The sequence below is a fragment of the Sphingopyxis sp. 113P3 genome (assembly GCF_001278035.1).
Taxonomy (GTDB): Bacteria; Pseudomonadota; Alphaproteobacteria; order Sphingomonadales; family Sphingomonadaceae; genus Sphingopyxis.
Window position 1 is genome coordinate 3968713 of the sequence record NZ_CP009452.1, and the last position, 23786, is coordinate 3992498.

20 protein-coding genes are annotated in these 23786 nt (G+C 63.9%); 7 read left to right on the forward strand and 13 right to left on the reverse strand.

Going from position 1 to position 23786, the window contains the following annotated elements; all coding sequences use genetic code 11:
• Positions 1 to 11 precede the first annotated feature (11 nt).
• Positions 12 to 995, forward strand: coding sequence for a LysR family transcriptional regulator (locus tag LH20_RS19190; RefSeq protein ID WP_053555616.1), 984 nt, complete (start codon positions 12 to 14; stop codon positions 993 to 995).
• Here the strand turns inward: LH20_RS19190 and LH20_RS19195 are convergent.
• The 8 genes from LH20_RS19195 to LH20_RS19230 all read right to left on the reverse strand — a co-directional run bounded on the left by LH20_RS19195 (position 961) and on the right by LH20_RS19230 (position 9934).
• Positions 961 to 2571, reverse strand: coding sequence for a bifunctional 3-(3-hydroxy-phenyl)propionate/3-hydroxycinnamic acid hydroxylase (locus tag LH20_RS19195; RefSeq protein ID WP_200905400.1), 1611 nt, complete (start codon positions 2569 to 2571; stop codon positions 961 to 963). The two genes, LH20_RS19190 and LH20_RS19195, sit on opposite strands and share 35 nt — an antisense overlap.
• Before the next feature lie 31 nt (positions 2572 to 2602).
• Positions 2603 to 4063: an aldehyde dehydrogenase family protein gene (locus LH20_RS19200; protein ID WP_053555618.1), complete on the reverse strand. Its 1461-nt coding sequence runs from the start codon at positions 4061 to 4063 to the stop codon at positions 2603 to 2605.
• Positions 4064 to 4088: 25 nt separating this feature from the next.
• On the reverse strand, positions 4089 to 4973 hold the full coding sequence (locus tag LH20_RS19205; protein ID WP_053555619.1) for an alpha/beta fold hydrolase: 885 nt from the start codon (positions 4971 to 4973) through the stop codon (positions 4089 to 4091).
• Positions 4970 to 5902 (reverse strand): hypothetical protein, encoded by a 933-nt coding sequence (locus LH20_RS19210; protein ID WP_053555620.1) that lies wholly within the window; start codon positions 5900 to 5902, stop codon positions 4970 to 4972. The genes LH20_RS19205 and LH20_RS19210 overlap by 4 nt, the downstream gene beginning before the upstream one ends.
• 114 nt (positions 5903 to 6016) lie before the next feature.
• Entirely contained in the window at positions 6017 to 6802 is a 786-nt protein-coding gene (locus LH20_RS19215; protein WP_083455617.1) for an HpcH/HpaI aldolase/citrate lyase family protein, read from the reverse strand.
• The gene (locus tag LH20_RS19220) at positions 6802 to 7653 is read right to left on the reverse strand and encodes an FAS1-like dehydratase domain-containing protein (RefSeq protein WP_053555621.1); all 852 of its coding nucleotides are present in this window, start codon (positions 7651 to 7653) and stop codon (positions 6802 to 6804) included. The genes LH20_RS19215 and LH20_RS19220 overlap by 1 nt, the downstream gene beginning before the upstream one ends.
• Complete coding sequence (locus tag LH20_RS19225; protein ID WP_053555622.1) at positions 7650 to 8762, reverse strand: CaiB/BaiF CoA transferase family protein; 1113 nt, start codon at positions 8760 to 8762, stop codon at positions 7650 to 7652. Before LH20_RS19225 ends, LH20_RS19220 begins: the two co-directional genes overlap by 4 nt.
• The gene (locus tag LH20_RS19230) at positions 8762 to 9934 is read right to left on the reverse strand and encodes an acyl-CoA dehydrogenase family protein (RefSeq protein WP_053555623.1); all 1173 of its coding nucleotides are present in this window, start codon (positions 9932 to 9934) and stop codon (positions 8762 to 8764) included. The genes LH20_RS19225 and LH20_RS19230 overlap by 1 nt, the downstream gene beginning before the upstream one ends.
• 131 nt (positions 9935 to 10065) lie before the next feature.
• Between LH20_RS19230 and LH20_RS19235 the strand changes: the two genes are divergently transcribed.
• Complete coding sequence (locus LH20_RS19235) at positions 10066 to 10995, forward strand: LysR family transcriptional regulator (RefSeq protein WP_053556382.1); 930 nt, start codon at positions 10066 to 10068, stop codon at positions 10993 to 10995.
• A 21-nt stretch (positions 10996 to 11016) separates the two neighbouring features.
• Here the strand turns inward: LH20_RS19235 and LH20_RS19240 are convergent, their stop codons facing one another.
• Complete coding sequence (locus tag LH20_RS19240) at positions 11017 to 12618, reverse strand: flavin-containing monooxygenase (protein WP_053555624.1); 1602 nt, start codon at positions 12616 to 12618, stop codon at positions 11017 to 11019.
• Between the two features lie 294 nt (positions 12619 to 12912).
• Between LH20_RS19240 and LH20_RS19245 the strand changes: the two genes are divergently transcribed.
• The 3 genes from LH20_RS19245 (at position 12913) to LH20_RS19255 (ending at position 16871) form a co-directional block, all read left to right on the forward strand.
• The gene (locus tag LH20_RS19245; protein ID WP_053555625.1) at positions 12913 to 14133 is read left to right on the forward strand and encodes an MFS transporter; all 1221 of its coding nucleotides are present in this window, start codon (positions 12913 to 12915) and stop codon (positions 14131 to 14133) included.
• Positions 14134 to 14277: 144 nt separating this feature from the next.
• Positions 14278 to 15885, forward strand: coding sequence for an FAD-dependent monooxygenase (locus LH20_RS19250; RefSeq protein ID WP_053555626.1), 1608 nt, complete (start codon positions 14278 to 14280; stop codon positions 15883 to 15885).
• Between the two features lie 26 nt (positions 15886 to 15911).
• Complete coding sequence (locus LH20_RS19255; RefSeq protein ID WP_053555627.1) at positions 15912 to 16871, forward strand: NAD(P)H-dependent flavin oxidoreductase; 960 nt, start codon at positions 15912 to 15914, stop codon at positions 16869 to 16871.
• A gap of 5 nt (positions 16872 to 16876) precedes the next feature.
• Here the strand turns inward: LH20_RS19255 and LH20_RS19260 are convergent, their stop codons facing one another.
• The 3 genes from LH20_RS19260 to LH20_RS19270 all read right to left on the reverse strand — a co-directional run bounded on the left by LH20_RS19260 (position 16877) and on the right by LH20_RS19270 (position 20053).
• Positions 16877 to 17605, reverse strand: a complete 729-nt coding sequence (locus LH20_RS19260; RefSeq protein ID WP_053555628.1) for an SDR family oxidoreductase — start codon at positions 17603 to 17605, stop codon at positions 16877 to 16879.
• A 4-nt stretch (positions 17606 to 17609) separates the two neighbouring features.
• Complete coding sequence (locus LH20_RS19265) at positions 17610 to 18911, reverse strand: cytochrome P450 (RefSeq protein ID WP_083455618.1); 1302 nt, start codon at positions 18909 to 18911, stop codon at positions 17610 to 17612.
• Positions 18912 to 19102: 191 nt separating this feature from the next.
• The gene (locus LH20_RS19270) at positions 19103 to 20053 is read right to left on the reverse strand and encodes a LysR family transcriptional regulator (RefSeq protein WP_053555630.1); all 951 of its coding nucleotides are present in this window, start codon (positions 20051 to 20053) and stop codon (positions 19103 to 19105) included.
• Positions 20054 to 20236: 183 nt separating this feature from the next.
• Between LH20_RS19270 and hpaH the strand changes: the two genes are divergently transcribed.
• A complete protein-coding gene (gene hpaH, locus LH20_RS19275; RefSeq protein ID WP_053555631.1) occupies positions 20237 to 21070 on the forward strand; it encodes a 2-oxo-hept-4-ene-1,7-dioate hydratase in 834 nt (277 codons plus the stop codon).
• Entirely contained in the window at positions 21070 to 22239 is a 1170-nt protein-coding gene (locus tag LH20_RS19280) for an acyl-CoA dehydrogenase family protein (protein ID WP_053555632.1), read from the forward strand. Before hpaH ends, LH20_RS19280 begins: the two co-directional genes overlap by 1 nt.
• Positions 22240 to 22299: 60 nt before the next feature.
• Here LH20_RS19280 and LH20_RS19285 read toward each other — a convergent pair whose 3' ends face one another.
• The gene (locus tag LH20_RS19285) at positions 22300 to 23778 is read right to left on the reverse strand and encodes an aldehyde dehydrogenase family protein (protein WP_053555633.1); all 1479 of its coding nucleotides are present in this window, start codon (positions 23776 to 23778) and stop codon (positions 22300 to 22302) included.
• Between the last annotated feature and the right edge of the window lie 8 nt (positions 23779 to 23786).

Sequence of the window (23786 nt, forward strand, 5' to 3'; positions counted from 1 at the left end):
GGAAACGGACCATGGACGAGGGGCAGCTGCGCGCCTTTCTGACGATCGGCGAATTCCATTCGATCACGAAGGCAGCCGACGAACTCGGACTCGCCCAGCCTTCGCTGAGCCAGCAGCTGCTGCGCCTGGAGGATGAGCTCGGCGCGAAATTGTTCGATCGAACATCACGCGGCGTGTCGATGACGCCGGAAGGCGAAGTGTTCAAAACGCATGCCGAAGCCATCCTGCTGTCTACCCGCCTCGCGCGCGAAGAGGTTCGCCGGTCAGCCACCGGCCTGGTCGGCGAAGTTTCGATCGGGATGCCGATCTCGCTTGGGGAGCTGATCGCCCCCGATATCGTTCGCGCCGTGCAGCATGAACTGCCCGGCGTGAAGCTGCGCTTGCGCCTGGCCTTCGCAAGCGACCTCACGCGCTGGCTCGAAAAAGGCATGCTCGATGCGAGCCTGGTCTATTATTCGGACGATCTTTCCTATCTTCGGGTCGAGCATATCGCGGACGAGATGTTGTTCATCATCGGTCCGCCCGACGCGTTCGGCTCGGTAGATCATCGCGGTATCGCCCTCGAACCAATCCATGCCGAGAGTCTGCGTCACGTCGATCTGCTGCTGCCGCCCATGTCGAAGGGACTCAAGCGCCGGTTCAACCAGCAGCAGCATGGCGAGGCAATCCGGCTCTCGGTGCGCAGCGAAATCGATTCGCTGCCGATTCTCAAAGCACTGCTCCTGGACGGTGCCGGTTATTCCCTGCTGCCCTATCTGGCCGTCCGTGACGAGCTGCGCAGCGGGCAACTTTCGGCGGCGCCGGTCAGCGGCATGGATCTCAACTTGCCCTTCGCTCTGGTTCGGGCCGGACGGCGCCCTCCCGCCGCCTTGCCGGCAGTGGAAGCGATCGTTCGCAGCAAGCTCGAGGAGCTGCGGCGGAATGGCGAATGGCTGGTCGATCAGCCCTTACGTCCACCTGTCACATCTCCAGACGTTGCTGAAACTTTAGCGTGACCGCATCGAGGTCGTCATCGCCCCCGACTGCCGCGACATAGCGATCCGGCCGAAGGATCACGAACCGGATCGATGGCCTGAGCCGACGCCAGTCGCGAAACGCTCCCATCAGGTCCTCGATCACGACGGATTCGCTCGGTCCGTGCTCGGCGCGCGAAGGCCGGACCTCGACCAGAGCGGCGCCCAATGCCCGCCAAAACGCCTGCGCGGGCTCCGACATCGCCGCCGCCGGGTCGCGACCGATACCGATAACGGCGAACCACGGGCCGATTGCATCGTCCAGCCTGACCTGGCGCCGATCGCTCGTCTCGACCAATGGCTGCATGAACATCCGGCCGACAACGGCTTCGCCCGCGCCACTGCCGGGATCGAGGACGAGACCTTCGGTATATCGCGGCATCGGTTTGAACTTCATCTGCAGCACATAATCTCGCAGCTGCGGGAGGTGCTGCACGAGCCGGAAGAACAGGTCGCGTGCGACCTCCAGGATCCGTGAACCGGGCGCATAGAGACGGCCGAACATCGTCGCGATATTGACCATCTTGCGGGCATGGTCGCGACGCTCGGCTTCATAGCTGTCCAGCAGGCCCGGCCCCGCGGTACCACGGATCACCGCGGCCAGCTTCCAAGCGAGATTGGTGGCATCGCGCAGTCCGGAATTCATACCCTGGCCGAAGAACGGCGGCTGAAGGTGTGCTGCGTCTCCGGCGAGGAAGACGCGGCCAACCTGAAAACGATCGGCAATGCGCGAATGATGGCGATAAACGCGCGCGCGCAGCACGGTGGCGCGCCGCGCGCCCGGCCCGTAAAACAGCTGGAGGCGCCGTTCAAGATTGACGGGCTCGACGGCCTCCTCGTCGCTCTCGGTCTCCGGAAGACGGAACTCGAAGCGTCGATGCCCATAGGGCAGCGCGATCGACATGCGCGGACGATGGCGGTGCGTGAACACGCTCGAATAGGGTGAGTCGAGATCGTCGTTGCGCATGTCGACCACCAGCCAGCGCGCTGCGTCCGTCGTTCCTTCAAGCTTTACGCCGGTCAGCCCGCGTACCGCGCTGCGGCCGCCGTCCGCGCCGACGAGATAATTGCTGCGCACGGCATAGAAGGAACCATCGGCGCGATCGATAGTCGCGGTGACGCCAGCGTCGCCCTGGGCCAGATCGCGCAGCGTCTCGCCGGTGCGCAGCGAGACATTTCCATATCGATCCAGGCCACGCCGCAAGGTGCGCTCGGCAAGCGGTTGAATGAACAGGTTGCGTCGGCTCCAGCCATAGGGCTGCTCCTGCGGATGGACGTGCGCGAAACACCATCCGCCCGCCGTGTGGTAACGCGCCGGCACATTGCGGATCATGTCGGCGAGCAGCGGCTCGGCGAGTCCGACCGTCTGGAACGAGCGGAGCGCCTCGTCATCCATGCCGACGGCGCGCGGATAGTCCAGAATGTCGGACGAGCTATCGAGAATCAGCGTTCTGATTCCATGCAGCCCGAGGTGATTTGCCAGCGTGACCCCGCACGGGCCGGCTCCCACGACGACAATGTCGAATTGCTCTTCTGCAGGTTCAGCATCGGCCGGCACGCTGGACTCCATCGCTCGGATGCAACCGCGATCAGCCGTGACGATGAATGATCGTCTTCATCGTCGACAGCTCGTGCATCGCGGCGAGGCCCTTCTCGCGACCATGGCCCGAGCGCTTCACGCCCCCAAAGGGCAACTCGATTCCCCCGCCCGCCGCAAAGCCGTTGATATATACTTGTCCGGCCCGGATCTTCCGCGCGAGCCGCATGGCGCGGCCGCCATCGGAGGTCCAGACGCCGGCCAGAAGGCCGAACTCGCTGTCATTCGCCAGACGCAACGCGTCCGCCTCGTCCTCGAACGGCATCACGCAGAGCACCGGTCCGAACACCTCCTCGCGCGCCAACGCATTGTCGGGAGGAACGGGACCGTAGAGGCGAGGCGGAATGTAGAAGCCCCCGGCCGGCACCGCAGCGTCGACCGTCCCTTCAGCGAGCAAGGCGATGCCGTCCGCCTTTGCCTGTTCGCAATAGCGCTCCACCCGCTGCTGCTGTCGCGCGTTGATGACTGGCCCCAGATCCAGGTTCATCTCCGGCGTGCCGGCACGCAGCTTTCCAAAGCCGTCCGCGATCGCAGCCACGAGCCGATCGAAATGCGCGCGCTCGACCAGCACGCGCGAGCCGGCCGAGCAGGTCTGACCGGCATTGTTGACGATGCCGTTGACGATCGCCGGGATCGCCAGCGAAAGATCCGCGTCGCCGAACAGTAGATGCGGCGATTTGCCACCCAGCTCCAATGTGCAGCCGATCGCGCGCCGTGCCGCGGCGACCTGGATCAGTTCCCCGACGCCGGGGCTGCCGGTAAAGGCGATATAGTCGATGTCGCCATGAGCGCTGAGCGCTGCGCCGGTGACAGAACCCCGGCCGGGCAGCACGGCCAGCGCACCGGCCGGAAAGCCGGCCTCGGCCGCAAGCTGCGCCATGCGCAGCACCGAAAGACACGCATCCTCGGCCGGCTTCACCACTGCCGCGTTGCCGACCGCAAGCGAGGGCGCGACATTGCGCCCGAACATCTGCGCAGGATAGTTCCAAGGAATAATATGCGCGACCACGCCGTGCGGCTCGCGCTCCGTGGCAACGAAGAACTCGTTGAAATAAGGTATGGTCTCGCCGTGCAATTTGTCTGCTGCACCGGCGTAGAATTCGAAATAGCGCGCGGCGGCGGCGATGTCTGCGCGCGCCTGACCAAGCGGCTTGCCTGTATCGCGCGCTTCGAGCGCGACGAGCTCCTCGGCATGATCCAGAATCCCGCGCGACAACCGCGCGAGCAGCCGCCCCCGCTCATATCCCGGCAGTCGGCCCCATTCGCCCGATTCCAGCGCCTGTCGTCCCGCAGCGACCGCGGCATCGATCTCCACCTCGCCCGCCTCGGCGATTTCGGTGAACGCAATGCCGTCGGAAGGGGCGAGGACCGGCACGCTGCTGCCGCTCGCCACTGGAACGACCTCGTTTGCGATGAAGGCGCCCCGCACCAACCCCTCTGGGTTGCTCGACATAGTATGAAACTCCAATTTGCCGTGGTCAGCCGGGGATCGGTTCGCCGCGAAGAAACGCCAGGTTGGCCCGATTGAAAATCTCCGGTGCCTCGTAATGCGCCCAGTGCTTGACCTTTTCGATCGTCAGCGTGCGCACGTCGGCAGCGAGCTCGGCGATGCGCCGTCCGGTCGTGGTATAGTCCGCATTGTCGTCGGGCGCGATGATGATGAAGATCGGCGCCTTAACGCCGCGCCATTCCTCTTCCGTCACGAGATTTCTGCGCCGCACCTCCTCGTTCTGCAGCACGAGGATATGCCCCATCGCCATCTTCATGTCGGGTTCGAGATAGATCGCCTGACGGAGCTGAATCAGGTCGGGGATCCGATCCTCCTCCTTATAGAGGATCGAGTTGAAGACCGGCTTGATGTTCTCCCAGCTCGGATCGTCGACGGCCGCGTTGCGGACCGATTTGGTCCGGGACATCGTCGCATTGTTGATGATCAGGCCCGACGGCGCGAGCAGGGTGAGCTTTTCGACACGCTCCGGATGGTCGACCACCAGGCGGCTCGTAACCCAGGCGCCCAGCGACACGCCGATGAACGAGGCCTTTTCGATCTCCAACGCCTTCATGAATGCGAGCACGTGATTGACGTAGAAGCCTATCTCATAGGGTTCGTTGGGCCGGTCACTGAAGCCGCTGCCCGCCAGATCGATTGCAAGACAGCGGAATTCCCGCGCGTGGCTTTCGAGCGTGGCGCAGAAGCATTCCCAACTGCTGCCGGTGCCGTGAATCATGATCACGGGCGGCGCGTCCTTGGGTCCAGCATCGACATATCGGGTGCGGATGCCACCAGCATCGACATAGCTCTGACAAAAGTCGAGCTTCATCAGATGGCCCCAAATGCTGCGGTGGCGATAGTCGTCGGTCATGCAAATTCCCCATCGAAAGCGGTGATGCAGCCCATCCCTGTGATCCAGGTGGGCACAGGTCCGTAGTCGGCTGTGTGCGCCGGCCCGCCCCACGCGCCCAGCGCGGCGATCCATGCACGGATTTCCTGTCCCCCCACGCCTCCGTCGGCGAGCACCGCGGCATTGTCGAGCGCCAGCACCGGAGCGAGATCGCCCGAGCGCATGCACGACAGCAGCCAGCGGTCCCACACCTCGTTGATCGGGCCGGTCCCGCCGCTTTCGCGACGCTTGCGCGAGGATTCCTCACGCTGCGCATTGAACTGCTCGACGCGGGGGCGCCCGTTGATCAGATAGTCGCGCATCTCCGGCGCGACCGTCGGATCGGACGGCGAAATGGAAGGCGGCGAGTGCGACAGTCCGCCCGAACCGACCACGAGCGCGCGTCCCTGTGCGGGGAACGAGCGGATGGCGTTGCCCACCGCCCGCCCGAACGCGTAGCATCGCGCCAAAGTGGGCAGTGGCGCGCCCCCCGAGCTGATCATGATCGGCACCACAGGCGTCTGCAGTTCGGGCGTCAGCGCAGCGATGGGCTGGCTGATGCCATGGTCGATGCCCATCCTGTACGACAATGCGGGATCGAAGCCGGCCGAGAGAACTTGTTTGGCGATATGGGCAGCGAAATCGGGTCTGATCGGCAATTCGCCCTTGGGCGATCCAAAGTCGCCAAATCCGATCACTTTCTCGAGTCCGATGCAGAAGGCCGGCATGAGGTCGAAGAAAAAGTTTCGGACATGATCCGGACCGAACACCACGAGCACGTCGGGCTTGACGCGCGCGACGAGGTCGCGGGCGCGAAACACCGCATCGACATAGGGCTTTGGCGCGCCCTCCAGTGCTTCAAGATTCCAGGACGGCGAGTGCGACATACTCACCATCCCCACCAGTTCCATGCCCTCGTTCCCTTCTGCGTTTAGCGACGACCTTCAGCACACCGCACCGATCCTGCTAGGGCAGGCTGTGGCTATCCGTTAGCGCCGAGTTGAAGGGCTAAGTATTGCGATCGCCTATGGCTGCGAGGCGCGCGCCAGGATAATGCGAGCGCGACTGCGGACAGGCTCATCGACCATCGCGCCATCCACCCTGACAGCGCCCTCGCCGCTGAACAGCACGCGTCGCGCCCACTCGATTTGCTCGGGCGCGGGACGAAACGCCGCGCATATGTCCTCGACCTGGCGCGGGTGGATTGCGAGCTTTCCGCCGAAGCCGAGCATCGCTGCGCGGCGTGCGTCGTTTTCGACCGCCGCCCGATCGTTCAACTCTGTTGTCACCCCGTCAAGCGGGGGCAACAAACCGCCCAGCCGCGAGGCAAAGACGATTTCGGCGCGCGCCGCCGCAAGCGCCTCGGGCACATGGTCGCAGCCGAGATTCGCGGCATAATCGACCGAACCAAACGCCAGCCGGGCGACATGGCCCGACGTGGCGAGCGCACGTGCGCCAGCGACGCCGGCGACGGTTTCGATCAGCGCGATGACCGGCCGTTGCGCCGCGAGACGCGCGACGTCCTCGATCCGCTCGGACTTGGGCAGCATGATTGCTGCCATGTTCAGGTCCGCCGCGACCGCGACATCGGCTTCATGCCAGGGCGTCCCCGACGCATTGACTCGGACCACGATCGGAAGCTCGGTGAACGCCGCCGTCAGCGCTGCCCGCGCCGCGTCCTTGGCGGCCGCTGGGACCGCATCCTCGAGATCGAGGATGACGGCATCAGCGCCGCTCGCCCCGGCTTTGGCGAAACGTTCGGGTCGGTCTCCCGGGACAAACAAAGGGACTCGAAAGGAAAGCGGATCCATCACCAGCGCGCCATCGCCCGCATTGCCACTGGTCCGCCGATCGAAGCGGTCCACAATTCCAGCTCATCGGCCGCGACCCGGCCAGCATTCAAGCCGAGCGGCTGCCCATCAAACGCCGGCGATACGCCACGGAAGGCAAAGCGGGCAGGCGGCGAGCCGCCATGACAGCGCGCCGCCAGATGGATCAGCAAGCTCGCCTGAAGCGGCCCGTGCACGACGAGACCGGGATAGCCCTCTTCGGTCATGGCGTAGGGCCTGTCGTAGTGGATGCGATGGCCGTTGAACGTCAGCGCCGAATAGCGAAACAGCAGCACTGGACATATGTCGACCTTCTCAACGGTGACCCCTGCTGGCGCTGGCTCGGGTGCCGGCGCCACTTGTGACGTGCCTGATTCGGCGCGGTAGACGAGGGTCTGCCGCTCGGTGACGGCGACGCCGCTGGCTGCCGAGATCTCGTGATCGACCGTGACGAAGCACAGGGTGCCGCTTCGTCCGGTCTTCGCCGCCACGTCCGCCACGCGCGATTGCCGGCGGATGGTATCTCCCACCCGGAGTTCGCGTTCGAAGGCAATCTCGCTTCCGGCCCACATCCGCCGCGGCAGCGGCACCGGAGGCAGGAATCCGCCCCGCGACGGGTGCCCGTCATCGCCGAGCGCCGCCATCGGCACGGCGGGCTGACACAGGCAGAAGTGTATCAGCCTGGGCGCGGTATCGCCTGACTGCACGTCATGCCCGGGCAGGCCAAGCGTCGCATTGAACTTCTCCACGAGGGATGGCGTCAGGATATCCTCCGCGATATCCTCCCGGCCAATCCATTGCCGCAAATGCGGCATATCTAGCTGATCGTTCATCCTCCGCTCCTGCTATTCGCCCCGAGCGCCGGCACCGGGCCGTAGGCCCGCTGTTCGCCCATCACGACGGGTGCCGGCGCCGGATAGGCGACGGTACCCGCCGGTGTTTCCACCGCGATACGGCGCAGATGCGGATGTGCGGACAGCGCCGCCATATCGTTGACGCTGGCAAACGCCACGTCGGCCGCCTCCAGGCGTTCCCGCGCCTCGATTTCGTCGAGTTCGGCGAACTTCGCCGCGACCAGGGAATCGGTATCCGCGCGATTGCGCACCCGTTCGATATTCGTCGCGAAGCGCGAGTCGCCGGCAAGCGCCGCATCGCCCAGAAAATGTGCCGCGAAACCCTTCCATTCGCGCTCGCTCTGGATCGAAATCAGGATCGACTTGCCATCGCGCGTGACAAACACGCCGTAAGGCGCGATCGATGGATGCGCGAGGCCGATGCGCTGCGGCGACTTGCCCCCTTCATGGTGCAGCAATGGTACCGTCAGCCAGTCGGCCATAACGTCGAACATCGAAATACGGATGTCGGCGCCCATGCCGCTGACCGCACGGCCGATAAGTGCTTCGAGAATGGCGGCGTGCGCGGTCGCGCCGGTCGCGATATCGACGATCGAGGTGCCGACCCGAGCCGGCGCTTCCGGCCCGCCAGTCACCGAAGCGAGCCCCGATTCCGCCTGGATCAGCAGATCATATGCCTTACGCGCTGCGAGCGGCCCGGCATCGCCATAGCCGCTGATCGAGCAGACGATCAGCCGCGGATGCCGCGCAATGAGGTCGTCCGGGCCGAACCCCAGCCGGGCGAGCGCGCCCGGCTTCAAATTCTGCACCAGCACGTCGGCCTGGCCGACCAGCGCGGCAAAGCGCGCCTGCCCTTCCGCACTGGCGAGGTCGAGCACCAGCGACTCCTTGCCGCGATTGAGCCAGACGAAATAGCTGCTCTGCCCCGCTGCGACGGTATCATAACCGCGTGCGAAGTCGCCTTCCGGCCGCTCGATCTTGATCACGCGCGCGCCCGCATCGGCGAGACGCGAGGTGCAGAATGGCGCCGCCACCGCCTGTTCGACGGCGACGACGGTTATGCCCTCCAGCGGCAAATGCCGCGCCATCAGTAGGATCTCGGCAGGCCAAGCACATGCTCGGACAGATAGCTCAGGATCATGTTGGTCGAGATCGGAGCGACCTGATAGAGACGGGTCTCGCGAAACTTCCGCTCCACGTCATACTCCTCGGCAAAGCCGAAGCCGCCATGCGTCTGGACCGCCGCTTCGGCTGCCGCCCAGGATGCATCCGCCGCCAGCATCTTGGCCATATTGGCCTGCTCGCCGCATTGTTCGCCCGCTTCGAACAGCTCCGCCGCATGTGAGACCATCAGTTCGGCCGCCCGCATCTGCGCATAGGCTTTGGCGATCGGAAACTGGACGCCCTGATTCTGTCCGATCGCGCGGCCGAACAGGTGCCGTTCATTGGCATAGCGGCGCGATCGTTCGATGAACCATTTGGCATCGCCGACGCACTCCGCACCGATCAGGATGCGCTCGGCGTTCATGCCCGACAGGATGTAGCGGAACCCCTTCCCCTCCTCGCCGATCATATTCTCGGCCGGCACCTCGACATCGTCGAAGAAGACTTCCGTGGTCGCGTGATTCATCATCGTGCGGATCGGCCGGATCGTCAGGCCGCCAGCTGCACGCGCCTCGTTCATGTCAAGAATGAAGATCGACAAGCCATCGATACCGCGCGCCACTTCGTCACGCGGCGTGGTGCGCGCCAGCAACAGCATCAGGTCCGAATATTCCGCGCGCGACGTCCAGATCTTCTGCCCGTTAACGATATAGTGCTCGCCCTTGCGCATGGCGACTGTCTTCAACGCCCCCGTGTCCGTCCCGCTCGTCGGTTCGGTGACGCCAAAGGCCTGCAGCCGCAATTCGCCGCTGGCGATCCGCGGCAGATATTTCTGCTTCTGCGCGTCATTTCCGTGCCGTAGCAGCGCACCCATGATGTACATTTGCGCGTGGCACGCAGAACCGTTGCATCCGGCCCGCTGAACCTCCTCCAGGATCGCTGCGGCAGCGGACAGCGGAAGGCCTGAACCGCCAAATTCCTCCGGAATGAGGGCCGCAAGATAGCCGGCTTCGCTGAGCGCATTCACGAACTCGGCAGGATAAGCCATCTCCCGGTCCAGCTTGCGCCAATATTCGTCCGGGAATGCTTCGCACAGACGCGTGACACCTTCACGCATTTCCGGAAAATTGGTTCCTTGAAGGCTTGCCAGCGCCATGCTCGATTTCCTTGGCTGCTCAGCGCTCAGCGCCGATATTGATCCGAGCATAGTCAGATGAGACATAGCCGACGAATGCTCATTAGATGGATGAGCTATGCAAAAATTTTATAGCTCATTATGGTGCCACGATGGATATCGCCCAGCTCAAGACGCTGATTCACGTCGCCGAACTCGGTAGCCTCAGCCGGGCCGCCGAGCGATTGGGTATCGCCCAGCCGGCACTGAGCCGCCAGATCCGCCTGTTCGAAGCGGAATTGGGGGCTCCGCTGTTCGTCCGGCACGGTCGGGGCATGGTTCTGACCGAGCTCGGTCACAGCGTGCTTGTGCCGGCAGTCGAAATTCTTGCGCAGCTGGATGCCATCCGCCAGATCGTCGCCGAGGGCACCACATCCTTTTTAGGGCGTGTCCGCGTCGGTGTGACGCCAACCGTCGCCGAGGTCGCTACGGTACCGCTCGTACAGGCCATCCGCGAGGCACATCCGCGGCTATCGCTCTGCTTCACGACGGGATTTTCGGGTCACCTCATGGAATGGCTCAAACGCGGCGAGCTCGATTGCTGCGTCGCCTATGACGCGCAAAGCAGTACGCTCGTGCGGACGAAGCCCGTTCTTGAGGAAACGCTGTTGCTGGTCGGTGGACGCGACCGCGGCCTTGCCATGGAGCGTGCGATATCGTTCGCATCGCTTGCCGGCGAACACCTTGTTCTACCCAGCCCGGCCCACGGCTTGCGCACCATTCTCAACGCCTGTGCCAGCCGGGCCGGGATTCAACTCACGCCCTCGCTCGAGGCGGATTCGCTCGCGGCGATGATCGATCTGGTGCGGGGCGGCTTCGGACTGACGATTCTGCCGCTCGCACCGATCCATGCGCGACTTCGCGCCGGCGAGCTGACCGCCGCGCCGTTGAGCGACCCGGTGCCGAGCCGGCGCGTCCTGATTGCTTATCCTACCGACCGCCCGATCATGCCTGCCGCCCGTTTCGTCGGAGAGGTCTTCGCGCGGATCGCCGCCGAGCTGGTCGACTCGGGCATCTGGGCGGGAACGATAATCGATACATGAAATCCGCCGGCTCGCGGTCGATCAGCGAACGTCGAATCCGACATATCCATCCGCAGCAACGGCATTGCACTTTGCCTCATAGGCGGGAAAGCCGAAGAGGGGCATGAAGACGCGCGCCTTGCCGGGCACGTTTGCGCCAAGATACCAGGAATCGCAGCTGGTATAGAGCGTGCCGGCGGCCACCGCATTGACGTGATCGACCCAATCGTCCTGCGCTTGTTGTTGCGGTTCGATTGCCCGTGCGCCGCGCCGATCGAGATGGACGATCAGATCCGTCACCCACTCGACATGCTGCTCGGCAGCGATCACGACATTGGCGAGCACCGAGGGACTGCCGGGCCCAACAAGCACGAACATGTTCGGGAAGCCCACCGTACTGACACCGAGATAGGTTCTTGGCCCCGCCGTCCAAGCCTCGCGCAGCGACAGACCATCGCGGCCACGGATGTCGATCGCCAGCAGCGCTCCGGTCATCGCATCGAATCCGGTGGCGAAGACGAGGCTGTCGAGTCGATACTCGGTGTCGCCCGCCACCAGTCCATGGACGGTCAAATGCGAGATCGGATCCGACTTCACGTCCACGAGATGAACATTGGGCAGATTGAAAGTCGCATAATAGTTTGTATCGATGCACATCCGCTTGCACCCCAGTGGCTGCTTTGGGCAGAGCAACTCTGCGGTCGCCGGATCCTTGACGATATCGCGGATCTGCTCTCGCACGAAATCGGCGACGATTGCGTTGGCCTCGAGATTGGTGCGAAGATCGTGATAGGTCGCCTGGATCCCCATGCCGCCCTCCGCCCAGCGCGCGAGGAACGCGTCGCGCCGCTCCTCCGGCGTGGCCTCGAACACGGATTTAGGATTGTGCTGCAGCCGGTCGGCGCCGCGGGCACCGATCATCTTGCGATTGCGACGCCGAAAATCTGCATAATTCGATTTGACCCGCGCGACCTCGGCCGGATCAAGCGGGGCGTTGCGCGCGGGAACGGTATATGTCGCGGTGCGCTGGAACACGGTCAGATCGGCGGCCTGCTGGGCAATCATTGGAATGGCTTGCACGCCGGAGGAACCCGTACCGACGATTCCCACCCGCTCGCCAGTGAAGTCCACGCCTTCATGAGGCCAGTTGCCGGTATGAAGCACACGCCCCTCAAACCGTTCCATTCCCGCAATCTGGGGCCGCATTGCATTGGAGAGGCAACCTACCGCGAGCACAAGGTAGCGCGTGGTGCAGGCGGAGCCTTCGTCGGTAACCACCGACCAGCATTCGCTCTGCGCGTCATATATCGCTGAGACGACTGAAACTCCGAAGCGATAGCTGCGGCGGAGATCGAAGCGCTCGGCGACATGGCGCAAATAGGCGAGAATTTCGGACTGACCGGCGAACTTCTCTTTCCACTCCCATTCCTGCTGCAGCTCTTCGGAAAAGCTGTATGAATATTCCATGCTCTCAATGTCGCAACGCGCGCCCGGGTAACGGTTCCAGTACCAGGTACCGCCTACATCGTCGCCGCGTTCGAAGGCTTGCACGCACAGCCCCTGGCCGCGAAGTTTGTGCACGGCATAAAGGCCGGCGAAGCCGGCACCGACCACGACGACATCATGAACATCTTTGCTACTCATATCATCCCGTTCTGACCAATCCGAACTGCAGCTCCCGCTCGCAGCGAATATTTTAGGAGCCGCACTCCGGTCACGGCATCCCAATTGCGCGTGATCCGCGATAGCTTCCGGCGATTGCGAGCCAGCGCCCCTGCGAAGGGGAATTGCTGGCGCGGCATCCGCCCTGCACAGGCCAACGGACGTGGCCGAGACAGCCCCCTTTTCCAGAATTCATTCCCGACCGGCGTCGACCGGCGTATCTCCAATCGTTCCCGCCGACAGCCGTCGCCGCCGTCCGCTCGAAACGAGGGCCGCATGATCGGCAAGCCGGCCAGCGCCTCCCCGCTCTCGTCGCGTGCGTTTCGTGAAATCTGGGCGGCAAACATGATCTCCAATCTCGGGGGTCTGGTGCAATTGGTGGGCGCTGCCTGGCTGATGAGTGCGCTCACCACGTCGGAACAGATGGTGACCTTGGTGCAGGCCAGCACGGCCTTGCCGCTCATGATAGTCGCGCCCTGGGCCGGCGTGGTCGCGGACCGCTTCGATCGGCGGAAGCTGATGCTGGTATCCCAGAGCTTCATCATGATCGCTTCGTTCATTCTCGCCGCGATCGCCTGGCTCGGCGGGCTGAATCCATGGTCGTTGCTCGGTCTCACCTTTCTGATCGGCTGTGGCACGGCACTGAAGACACCCGCCTGGCAGGCCGGTGTCAGCGAGATGGTCCCGCGCGCGGCCTTGGCGAACGCGATCGCTCTCAATAGCGTCGGCTTCAATCTCGCCCGCAGCGCGGGTCCGGCGTTGGGGGGCTTTATCGTGGCCGCGGGCGGCGCAGCCGCAGCCTTCATCGCCAACGCCGTGAGCAACATCGCAATGCTGCTCGCGCTCTCGCGCTGGCGGCGCGAGCATGCTCCTGCAACGCGCGCGCCGGAACCTATGCTGCGGGCGTTGCGGACGGGCATCCGCCATGTGGCGGCAAGCCCAGTTCTGCGCGCCGTCTTGCCGCGCGCGGCCTTGTTCGGCCTTACGTCAAGCGCCGTGCAGGCACTGCTGCCGCTAGTCGCCCGTCACCAGATGAAGGGAGACGCGCTTACCTATGGCTTGTTGCTCGGTGCCTTCGGCCTTGGCGCGGTCGCCGGTGGCATGTCGATCCGGGGGTTGCGCAGCAGATGGACGGCCGAGCAACTGTCGCGACGGTTCGCGCTGCTATTCGCGCTCGGCACGCTGGGCGTAGCCACCAGCCGACTATTTCCGCTCACGGCCGCCGCCCTCGCCCTCAACGGCGCCGGCTGGGTCGTCGCATTCTCGATGATGAACCTCACCGTCCAGCTCAATTCGCCGGACTGGGCGCTCGCGCGGATCCTCGCGATCTACCAGATGGCCGCTTTCGGCGGCGTCGCCATCGGCAGCTGGGCAATCGGCATATTGGCGGACCGCTTTGGCGTAAGCGAGGCGTTGCTGATCTCCGCGCTACTCCAAGTCGCCGTGATCATATTGACGGCGCGACTCCAGCTGCGCGAGGCCGACGAACATGGTTGAGCGCATAGGATTGCTGGACGGTTCGACGCATATCGGCGGTAATCGATTGGCGCGCTGTCCCCCTCGCCGGGGCATTGCGACCGGCCGAGCTCACCGCCAACGCGGCATATGTGCGTGCCACGCATATTGAAGGAAAGCGCTAGCATGTCGATCGACGCCCCAGTGCTGATCATCGGCGGCGGCCCCGTCGGGCTCGCCACCGCGCTCGATCTCGGACGGCGGGGCGTCCGGAGCATCGTCGTCGAACGGGATCGCGGCACCGGGGTCGAGCTCCTTGCCAAAGCGGGCACGCTCAACGAGCGAACCATGGAAATCTGCCGACTATGGGGTGTCGCCGATGCGGTTGCGCGGTGCGGTTTTCCGGACGACGTCAATCTGGACACGCTGTACTGCACCACGCTCGACGGACTGCTTATCGGTGTCGACCCCCGTCCTGCGACAAGCGATCGCGTGCAACCAGCGGGCGCCGTTGAGATGCTGCGCAAATGCCCGCAATTCCTGTTCGATCCGATCCTCGCCGAAGCCGCGGCGGCAACAGGGCACGTCGAACTGCTCTATGGTCATCAATTCGATCGGCTGGAACAGGACGCCGAGGGCGTCAATGCCGAGGTGACCAATATCGCCGACCAGACCGCCCGTACCCTGCGGGGCCGCTATCTCGTCGGGTGCGATGGCGCGGGGAGTCGCGTCCGGCGCGGTCTGGGGATCGGCTTTCCGGGTCGAATGCTCTCATATTCCGTCAGCGCCATGCTTCGCGCAGACCTCGGCGACAGCCGGTTCGGGATCCGCAACCGCTACATGTTCATCGACGAGGACGGTACTTGGGCCAACCTGACTTCGGTCGACGGGCGCCAGCTCTGGCGCTTTACACTCGTCGGCAGCGAGGCGAAGCTGGATCCGACGATCCACGATATCGCGACCGATATTCGTCGCGCCTTCGGTCCGGCCATCCCGTTCGAGGTGCTGCGGGTGCTCCCCTGGCGCCGCAGCCAGTGCACGGCCGATAGGTATCGCGTCGGCAATGTGTTTCTCGCCGGCGATGCGGCGCACACGACATCCCCAACTGGAGGACATGGGCTCAACACCGGGATTGGCGATGCGTTCGCGCTCGGCTGGATGCTGCATGCCGTGCTGAGCGGCCGGGGCGGCGCCGGCCTGCTCGACGCCTATGAAGCCGAACGCCGTCCGGTCGCGATCCGCAACAGCTCGATCTCTACCGAGAATTTCACGAGCTGGATCGCGGCCGCCGATTTCAGCGGCGTCCTCTTGCCCGGGCCGGAGGGCGATCAATCACGCGCCCGGATCGGCACCGAACTGAGTGCGGCGCTGCAGCAGGAATGGACCTCGACCGGCGTGGCGCTGGGCTACCGCTATGAGGGTTCGCCCCTGATCGTGCCCGACGACACGCCCGAGCCCCCGGATCCCGCGCAGACCTATCATCAGACTGCCCGTCCCGGCCACCGCGCGCCACATGCCTGGCTCGGTGACGGACGGTCGACCATCGACCTGTTCGGCAACGGTTATGTCCTGCTCCGGTTCGAGGCAGCGATCGACGCCGGCGCTATCGTCGTTGCCGCGCGCGACCGCGGGATCGATCTGCAGGTCGTCGATATCGACGTGCCGGAGATCGCGCAGCTTTATGAATGCGCGCTCGCGCTGGTGCGCCCTGATGCGCATGTCTGCTGGCGGAGCAACGCCGCTCCTGACGGCGCGGAAGCGGCGCGCGTGATCACAGTTGTCGCGGGCTTCTGAATGAAGCCGCTCGCGCGCGCGCGCAGATGACGGTCCCGCCCGATCTCGGCCGCTCGATCCGCTTGCCAGCGGTTTGCGCGCCGATGATCGGCGTCTCAAGCCCCGCGCTGGTGACCGCAGCGTGCAAGGCAGGCATCATGGCCGGGCTGCCGCGGCACAATGCGGCAAGCCTCGAACAGTTCGAGGCGTGGCTGCGCGGCATTCGCCTGGCACTTGACCGGTACCGCGACGAAGCGCCCGGAGCGCGTGTGGGACCACTCGCGGTCAATCTCTCCGGAGCCACGCCGCCGGACGAGATAAAACGCGAGCTCGCCCTGTGTCGCCGGTACGGCGTCGACATCGTCATCTCGGCCCGCGGCGATCCCACCGAACTGGCCAAGCAGGTGCACGATGGAGGCGGGCGAATCTTCCACGATGTCACCAGCCATCGATTCGCGGAAAAAGCGATCGAGGCGCGGGTCGACGGGATCACCTGCATCGCGGCCGGCGGCGGTGGCCATGCCGGGATTATCAGTCCGTTCGCCCTGGTCCCGCAGATCAGGGATGTTTTCGATGGGACGATACTCCTCGGCGGCGCGATCTCGACGGGCGGCGGAATCCGTGCCGCCGAGGCACTGGGCGCCGATCTCGCCTATCTCGGCACCCGCTTCATCGCCACGACCGAGGCCAATGCCGATGAGCGTTACAAGGCGATGATCGTGGACGGCCGCGCGGACGACGTGATATTTTCAACCGCGATCAACGGCGTGGGAGCCAATTGGCTTGCGGCGTCATTGCGTGACGCGGGACTTGACCCCGCCAGTCTGCCGCGCTCGCCGGGGCGAGGCGACTACAGCCATCTTCCGCCCGACAAGCGCCCATGGCGTGACCTCTGGAGTGCAGGCCATGGCATCGCGTCAATCACCGCAATCGAGTCGGTCGCTAAAGCCGTCGACCGTCTGGTCGCCGAATATGAAGCAGCCTGCGCACTGCCGGCATTCGCCTGAGCCGATCAATGTCGCTGATCGGCGGAATAGAGCCGGAGATGGGCCAAATTGGCGTGCTCCGGGCGTTCGAGCATAAAGCGTACCGCCTCTGCCAGATCGGTCGGATCGAGCTTGCGGACCGCAGCGTTCGCGCTGGCAGCCCGTCCCTGACCCGGCATCCGGTCGAACAGATAGGTGTCGGTCGTTCCTGGCGCGACGATTCCGACTCGAACACCTGTGCCCGCCAATTCAATGCGCAGCGCATCGCTGAAGGCCTCCACAGCGCGTTTCGTGCCGCCGTAGGCGCCACAGCCCGCTGTCGTTAAAGTGGAACTGATGCTCGAGATGTTGATAATGTGCCCGTCGCCCTGCCCTATCATAGCGCGCGAGAACAAATAGCTGTTGCGGACCACCGCACCGAAGTTGATCGCGATCATGCGATCGAGTTCGTCCAAATCGACACTGGCGACCGGCCCGTGACGGAAGATGCCGGCATTGTTGACCAGCACATCGATCCGGCCAAAGCGATCCAGCGCATTTGCGAGCAAGCGCTCGCCGGTCGCCCGCTCGGCGACATCGCCCGGCACGATCACAACCTCGTCGCTGAACTCGGCGCGAATGCCGTCGAGCTCCTCATCGGCCAGTGCGTTCAGGACGAGCTTCGTGCCACATCGCGCCAGTTCGCGCGCTATCGCCCGGCCGATTCCGCTCGATCCGCCCGTGATCGCGACCACCTTTCCGTGCAGTGCCGGCATCGCTTCAGCCCGCGAGCTTGTAGCGCACCGGCAGCCGCTTGATGCCGCCGACCGAAATGGAGTCGATCCGCTTCGGTTCGCCCGCCAGCTCGACATGCTCGACGCGATTGAAGAGCTCGTCGAAGAATACCCCCATTTCCAACTTCGCCAGATGCTGGCCCAGACAGACATGCGCGCCAAAGCCGAATGCCATTTGCGGGTTGGGCTGGCGGTCAACGCGGAATTCGAACGGCGCTTCGAAGATGTCCTCGTCGCGATTGGCCGAGGGGTAGGACAACATCAGCCAATCACCCGCGCGAATCTGCTGACCGCGCAGCTCATAGTCGGCCAATGCCGTGCGCATGAAGTGATTGACCGGGGAGGTCCAGCGGATCGCTTCGTTGACCAGCGATGGGATGAGGCTGCGGTCGGCCTTGACCTTGGCGAACTCCTCGGGGCGCTCGGCCAGCGCCCAGACCGCGCCGGCGGTCGAGGAGGCGGTCGTGTCGTGCCCTGCCGTTGCGATCGTCAGATAATAGCTCACCGCGTCCGCTTCGGTGATCAACTCGCCATTGATCGTCGAATTGGCGATGACCGAGGCGACGTCGCTCGTCGGGTTGGCGCGGCGGTTGGCCACGATGGCCGCGAAATAGTCGTACATCTCGTGAAGAATGTCGTGGTTCGCGGTCGCGCCGATCGAATTGCCGGTCTGCTCGCCGGCCAGTTCTTCGTCACGCGGGTTGAAGAAGCGCTGGGTCATTGCAAGCAACATGTCTTCGTCGGACCGCGGCAAGCCGAGCAGGCTCAGGATCACGCGCAGCGGGAACCTGTGCGAGACGGCATTGAGAAAGTCGATCTCGTCCCGCCCCTCCATGGCGTCGATCGCCTCGCGTGCGAGGCCGCGGATATCCTCTTCGAGGACCTTCACGCCTTTTGGTGCAAATTGCGCCGCGGTCACCAGCCTGTAACGCATGTGCACGGGCGCATCCATGGTCAGCAACGAGCGATTAACCGCGCGGCCGCCTTCAGCTTCGATCGCCTCCGCACGTTGCGCGAAGTTGCGGTCGATCAGCGTCTTACGCGCGCCATTATTTGCGAATATGCCGGGCTGTCGGCCAATTTCTTGAATATCATTGTATTTGGTGACCATCCAGAACGGGTCATAGCCTTCCGCCGCGGCGACGCTCAGGGGCATTTCCCGGCGGAGCCAGGTCAGGTCCTGCTGCAATTGATCCCATTGACCATAGGCTTTGGGATCGACCAGACGGCCGGCGATATCGCCGGGCATATGAACTGCGGAAATGTCAGCCGATACCTTTGTGGTCATTTCAGATACCTCCGATTCAATGGTCGCGCCCGCGCATGAGGCGGTCGACAGCGCAGTGAATTTGCCGCCCGCCACCGTCGGACCGACCGCTGCCGCTTCTGCGACGCGTCCATCGTCGTCTGCACCAAGGGCTTCGCCGCGTCCTTCGCTAATGATCGAGAGCAGAGATAGTTGAAACCTATGGGTGCCGATCAATTGTCGCTGACCAGCGTCGCAAGCCACCGGCCGTCGGCGACCATTTCGCGCAGTAACTGAGTTGCCAGATCCTCTACCTCGATCGATGCGCGGGTGAGCCTTTGAGCGGGATTGCGGACGAACGATACACTGCGGGACAGGTCGATCCCTGCAATAAGGGCCGCGGAAAGCTCGCCGCTAGTAAGTTCCGCACGGATCGCCGCATGCGAGAGCAATGTATAGCCGAAGCCTGCCGCCACAAGCGTCTTCGTATGCGCCAATGAGTCAATCTCGGTCGTCACAGCCAGCGACAGATTCTCCATGTGCAGCCGCCGTTCGATCAGCTTGCGCAGGCCATGCGAAACCGACGGGAGGATGAAATCCTGACCACGAAGCACGCCCTGCTCCACCGGTTCGATGGCGATTCCGAACTCGTCAGCCTTTCCGAAAGCGCCCGCCGGCCCGACGAGAAGCAGCGTCTCGCGCGCGATTACCTTGCTCGCCAGATGATGCAGGCCTTCTGCATCGTAGAGGACGCCGAGCTCAATCCGCCCTTCCTCCAGCCAGCGCCGGATCGTGCCGCTCATCGCTTCGCGGACATGGATGTTGACGAGCGGCAGCGCCGCACGCGACGCGATCAGCAATTGCACGCCCAAGATCAGGCTGGCCGTGCCTGGTAAGCCGATCGCGACCTGTCCTTGCGGCACGCGTTCGGCGCCTTGGACCTCCTCGCGCGCGCGGTTCATCGCCTGGAGGATGGTGGCGGCATGCTCCTGCAGCATACGGCCGGCGTCGGTGGCCGCGACGCCGCGTGACGTTCGCCGGAACAGCTTGGTGCCGAACTCGTCTTCCAACCGCAACAACTGCTGGCTGAGCGACGGCTGCGCGATGCCCAACCGGTCGGCTGCCTCCGTGATCGAAGCGCACCGGCTGATCATCATGAAGTTGCGGAGCTGAACCTCGTCCATCGTACCTCGCTGTCGGCAAAATCGCCGTAGGCCTTCATGTCCACGCCACAGCGCCACAGGCAGAGGCTATGGCGCATAGCGTCACCCTGCGATAGCGACGGCAATCTCGCCAGTCTACTCATCCATCAATTGGCGCATTGAAGGAAGCCGCGTGACGTCGGGGGAGCGAGAGGCATTGTCAACATGAACGACCAGCCCACACTAGAAGCCGCAACAATCGCTGACCTCGCACGACGGCTCGACCGTTCCGAGCGCGAGCGCGAACAGATTCCGCAATTCTCACTCGAACATCCCGGCATGACCGTCGCTGATGCCTATGCAGTCCAGCGTGCATGGGTCGCCTTGAAGGTCGCCGACGGGCGCAAGATCGTCGGGCACAAGATCGGCCTGACGAGTCGAGCGATGCAGCGCACGTCGAACATTCCCGAGCCGGACTATGGCGCGTTGCTGGACGATATGGTCTTCCAGCCGGGCGGCGACATCGACATCTCGCGATTCATCCTTCCTCGCGTCGAGCTTGAACTCGCCTTCATTCTCAAGTCGCCATTGGAAGGGCCAAACTGCACGATCTTCGACGTGCTGAATGCGACTGATCATGCCGTTCCCGCGATCGAGATTATCGACCAGCGCATTCAGCCCATCGATCCCGCGACGGGCCGGACCCGCAAGGTGTTCGATACGATTTCGGACAATGCCGCCAATGCCGGCGTCGTGCTGGGCGGGCTTCCGGTCCGGCCGCATGACGTCGATCTGCGATGGGTCGCTGCGCTGTGCTACCGCAATGGCGTGATCGAAGAATCTGGCGTTGCCGCGGCGGTGCTCAATCACCCGGCTGCCGGACCCGCATGGCTCGCGAACAAGCTCTATCCCTATGGCGAGCGGCTGGAACCGGGGGAGATTATTCTAGGCGGGTCGTTTACCGCACCGGTGGCGGCCAGCCATGGCGATACCTTTCATTTCGACTATGGCCCGCTCGGCTCGATCGCTTTCCGCACTATCGATTCCAGGAAGCAATGATGACCATCGACGTATCAAACGAAGGCGAACTGCCGTTCGAGCTTGAGATGTTGCGCGACACGGTACGCCACTTCGTTAGGAGCGAAGTTGCGCCGGTAGAGGCCAAGTTGTCGCTCGATCAGGCGAAGCTCGATCCAGATCAGCAGGCGGCGCTACAGGCACGGGCACGCGAGCTCGGTCTGTGGGCGCTGGCGACGCCCAAACGGCTGGGCGGGGCCGGTCTCGACGTGCTCGCCCAGACGATCGTGGCCGAGGAAGCGGCGAAATGCCGCTTGGGCGCGTTCTTCCCCGCCGCTGGCGCGATTGGCGGAGACCCGCCGTCAGTGCTATTTCATGGTACCGCGGAGCAATTCGAAACTTATGGCCGGCCCATCGTCGAAGGACGCATGCCCAAGGCGTTCACGGCGATCAGCGAAGCGTCGGGCGGATCGGATCCTGCGCGGGCAATCCAGTTACGAGCCGAGCGTGACGGCGACTATTATGTTCTGAACGGAACCAAGACCTGGATCACCCACGCCGATCGTGCGCATTGGGGCGTGGTCTATGCGCGGACCGGCGAGCCGGGCCGGCGGGACGGAATCAGCTGCTTCATCGTCGAGATCGGCACGCCGGGCTTCACGCGCTCGCGGATTCCCGTGATGATTGCGAACAGCCCAAACGAACTGCATTTCGACAATGCCCGCGTGCCGGTTGCCAATCGCATCGGTGAGGAAGGTGGCGGCTTCGCGCTCGCCGACGATTTTCTGACCCGTGGGCGGATCACTTATGGCGCCGGGCCGCTCGGGATAGCCGAGGAAGCGCTGCGGCTCACGATCGAATGGGCGAAGGAACGCCGTGTGTTCGGCGGACTGCTCGCCGAGAAGCAGGGTCCGCAATGGATGCTGGCCGATTGCCGGCTAGCGCTCGATGCCGCGCGTCTGCTCATCCACCGGGCGGCGAGAAAAGTTGACCGCGGCGAGCCCGCGCGCGCCGAGGCAGCGATGGCGAAATGGAGCGCGACCGAGGCAGCCTTCAAGACGCTCGATACATGCATCCAGCTGTTCGGCGGGATGGGTGTCTCTTGTGAACTACCGCTCGAGCGGTGGTTTCGCGAGCTCCGTATCAAGCGGCTGGGCGAAGGGGCGACCGAGATCCAGCGCATGATCGTCGCCCGTTCGCTGTTTTCCTGAGCCCATCGGAATTCGCAGGGGTAGGAGGGCTAGAGGGTGCCAGATCGAGGGCAAATCACTTCAGGCGAGGTGATAGGAAATGGTCTTGATATAGGTGAATTCATGCAGGCCGACCTCACCGAATTCGCGGCCATAGCCAGAGCGCTTTATACCGCCGAACGGATGATGTGCGCTCATCTTGCCCGACCCCCCATTTAAATTGACTTTGCCTGTGCGCAGTTGCGATGCCAATTCGAGAGCACGTCCGACATCGGCAGAATAGATCGCGCCCGACAGGCCGAAGTCGCTATGGTTCGCAATGGCGACGGCTTCTTCATCGCTTTCGAATCCAATGACCACGCCCAGTGGCCCGAAGACCTCTTCCTGCGCGACCCGCCAACCATTGTCGACATCGTCGAAGAGCGTCGGCTCGTAGAAAAAGCCGTGCTCTAAACCCGTTGGTATTCGGCCGCCCGTCACGAGCGTTGCGCCATCATCAATCGCCGAATCGACCAGACGCTGAACGCGATCGCGGGCATTGGCGCGGATCAATGGCCCCATACGAGTTGCCGGATCCGCCGGATCGCCGATCTGGACGGCGCGGAACAGCTCGGCCAGCCGTTGGACGAACTGCGGCCGCACCGCACTGTGCACGACCAGACGAGTCAGCGCAGCACAGGCTTGGCCGGCATGAAAGGTAAGGCTTGCGAGCGCGGCCTGAGCCGCAGCTTCGAGATTCGCGTCCGCACGTACGATCATCGCCGACTTGCCACCGAGTTCCATGATGCAACGCTTCAATGTCGGCGCCGCCTGCGACTGGATTGCCGCGCCGACGCGATCGGAGCCGGTGAAGGTGATAAGGTCGACGCGCGGATCGGTGGTCAGCGTCTCGCCGGCGGCTAGGTCGCCATTCACGACATTGAACACCCCTGACGGCAAACCGGCGGCTTCAGCAGCCTCGGCAAGAATCAGCGCGGAAAACGGCGTCAGCGGCGAAGGCTTGAGAATGACAGTGTTTCCCATCAACAGCGCCGGCACCGCCTTGCCCAAGTTCAACGTGAACGGCACGTTGAACGGCGTGATCGCCAGGCACACGCCAACCGGCTCGCGCACCATCAACCCGCCGCCCACCATTGTCGTGCCGTCAGGCAACGCGACGGGTTCCAGCGGCAGAGGTTGCGGCGCCTGTCTTCGTGCGAGCTCGATATAGTGGCGCGCATGCTCCAGCCCGGTTGCGAACTGCATGGAGCGCGCAAAGGGGTGAATCGATCCCGTTTCCCTTGCAATCAACGTGCGCAGATCGTCGGCACGCGCTTCGATCCATTCGCACATCAACTCGAGAAAGGCCGCCCGCTCGGTCGTTTTCATGCGAGGCCAAGGGCCAAGGTCGAACGCGGTCCGGGCGGCCGCAAGCGCAGCTTCGATCTCCGCCGGGCCAGCCAGCCCAGCATGGCCAATAACGTCTTCTGTCGCGGGATTTATGACGGCTTCGGAAGCCCCGCCGGTCGGCACGATCCACTCGCCTCCGATGTAAAGCTTTCCTTGCAATGGCGTGTGCATCTCAGCCT

Bases quoted from the DNA above. Each gene is read 5' to 3' on its own strand.
- LH20_RS19250 (WP_053555626.1), top strand. From the start codon at position 14,278: ATGTCGATCGACGCCCCAGTGCTGATCATCGGCGGCGGCCCCGTCGGG.
- LH20_RS19230 (WP_053555623.1), bottom strand. From the start codon at position 9,934: ATGGCGCTGGCAAGCCTTCAAGGAACCAATTTTCCGGAAATGCGTGAA.
- LH20_RS19205 (WP_053555619.1), bottom strand. From the start codon at position 4,973: ATGACCGACGACTATCGCCACCGCAGCATTTGGGGCCATCTGATGAAG.
- LH20_RS19210 (WP_053555620.1), bottom strand. From the start codon at position 5,902: ATGGAACTGGTGGGGATGGTGAGTATGTCGCACTCGCCGTCCTGGAAT.
- LH20_RS19220 (WP_053555621.1), bottom strand. From the start codon at position 7,653: ATGAACGATCAGCTAGATATGCCGCATTTGCGGCAATGGATTGGCCGG.
- LH20_RS19255 (WP_053555627.1), top strand. From the start codon at position 15,912: ATGACGGTCCCGCCCGATCTCGGCCGCTCGATCCGCTTGCCAGCGGTT.
- LH20_RS19245 (WP_053555625.1), top strand. From the start codon at position 12,913: ATGATCGGCAAGCCGGCCAGCGCCTCCCCGCTCTCGTCGCGTGCGTTT.
- LH20_RS19285 (WP_053555633.1), bottom strand. From the start codon at position 23,778: ATGCACACGCCATTGCAAGGAAAGCTTTACATCGGAGGCGAGTGGATC.
- LH20_RS19225 (WP_053555622.1), bottom strand. From the start codon at position 8,762: ATGGCGCGGCATTTGCCGCTGGAGGGCATAACCGTCGTCGCCGTCGAA.
- LH20_RS19270 (WP_053555630.1), bottom strand. From the start codon at position 20,053: ATGGACGAGGTTCAGCTCCGCAACTTCATGATGATCAGCCGGTGCGCT.
- LH20_RS19260 (WP_053555628.1), bottom strand. From the start codon at position 17,605: ATGCCGGCACTGCACGGAAAGGTGGTCGCGATCACGGGCGGATCGAGC.
- LH20_RS19265 (WP_083455618.1), bottom strand. From the start codon at position 18,911: ATGACCACAAAGGTATCGGCTGACATTTCCGCAGTTCATATGCCCGGC.
- LH20_RS19215 (WP_083455617.1), bottom strand. From the start codon at position 6,802: ATGGATCCGCTTTCCTTTCGAGTCCCTTTGTTTGTCCCGGGAGACCGA.
- LH20_RS19240 (WP_053555624.1), bottom strand. From the start codon at position 12,618: ATGAGTAGCAAAGATGTTCATGATGTCGTCGTGGTCGGTGCCGGCTTC.
- LH20_RS19190 (WP_053555616.1), top strand. From the start codon at position 12: ATGGACGAGGGGCAGCTGCGCGCCTTTCTGACGATCGGCGAATTCCAT.
- LH20_RS19280 (WP_053555632.1), top strand. From the start codon at position 21,070: ATGACCATCGACGTATCAAACGAAGGCGAACTGCCGTTCGAGCTTGAG.
- hpaH (WP_053555631.1), top strand. From the start codon at position 20,237: ATGAACGACCAGCCCACACTAGAAGCCGCAACAATCGCTGACCTCGCA.
- LH20_RS19235 (WP_053556382.1), top strand. From the start codon at position 10,066: ATGGATATCGCCCAGCTCAAGACGCTGATTCACGTCGCCGAACTCGGT.
- LH20_RS19200 (WP_053555618.1), bottom strand. From the start codon at position 4,063: ATGTCGAGCAACCCAGAGGGGTTGGTGCGGGGCGCCTTCATCGCAAAC.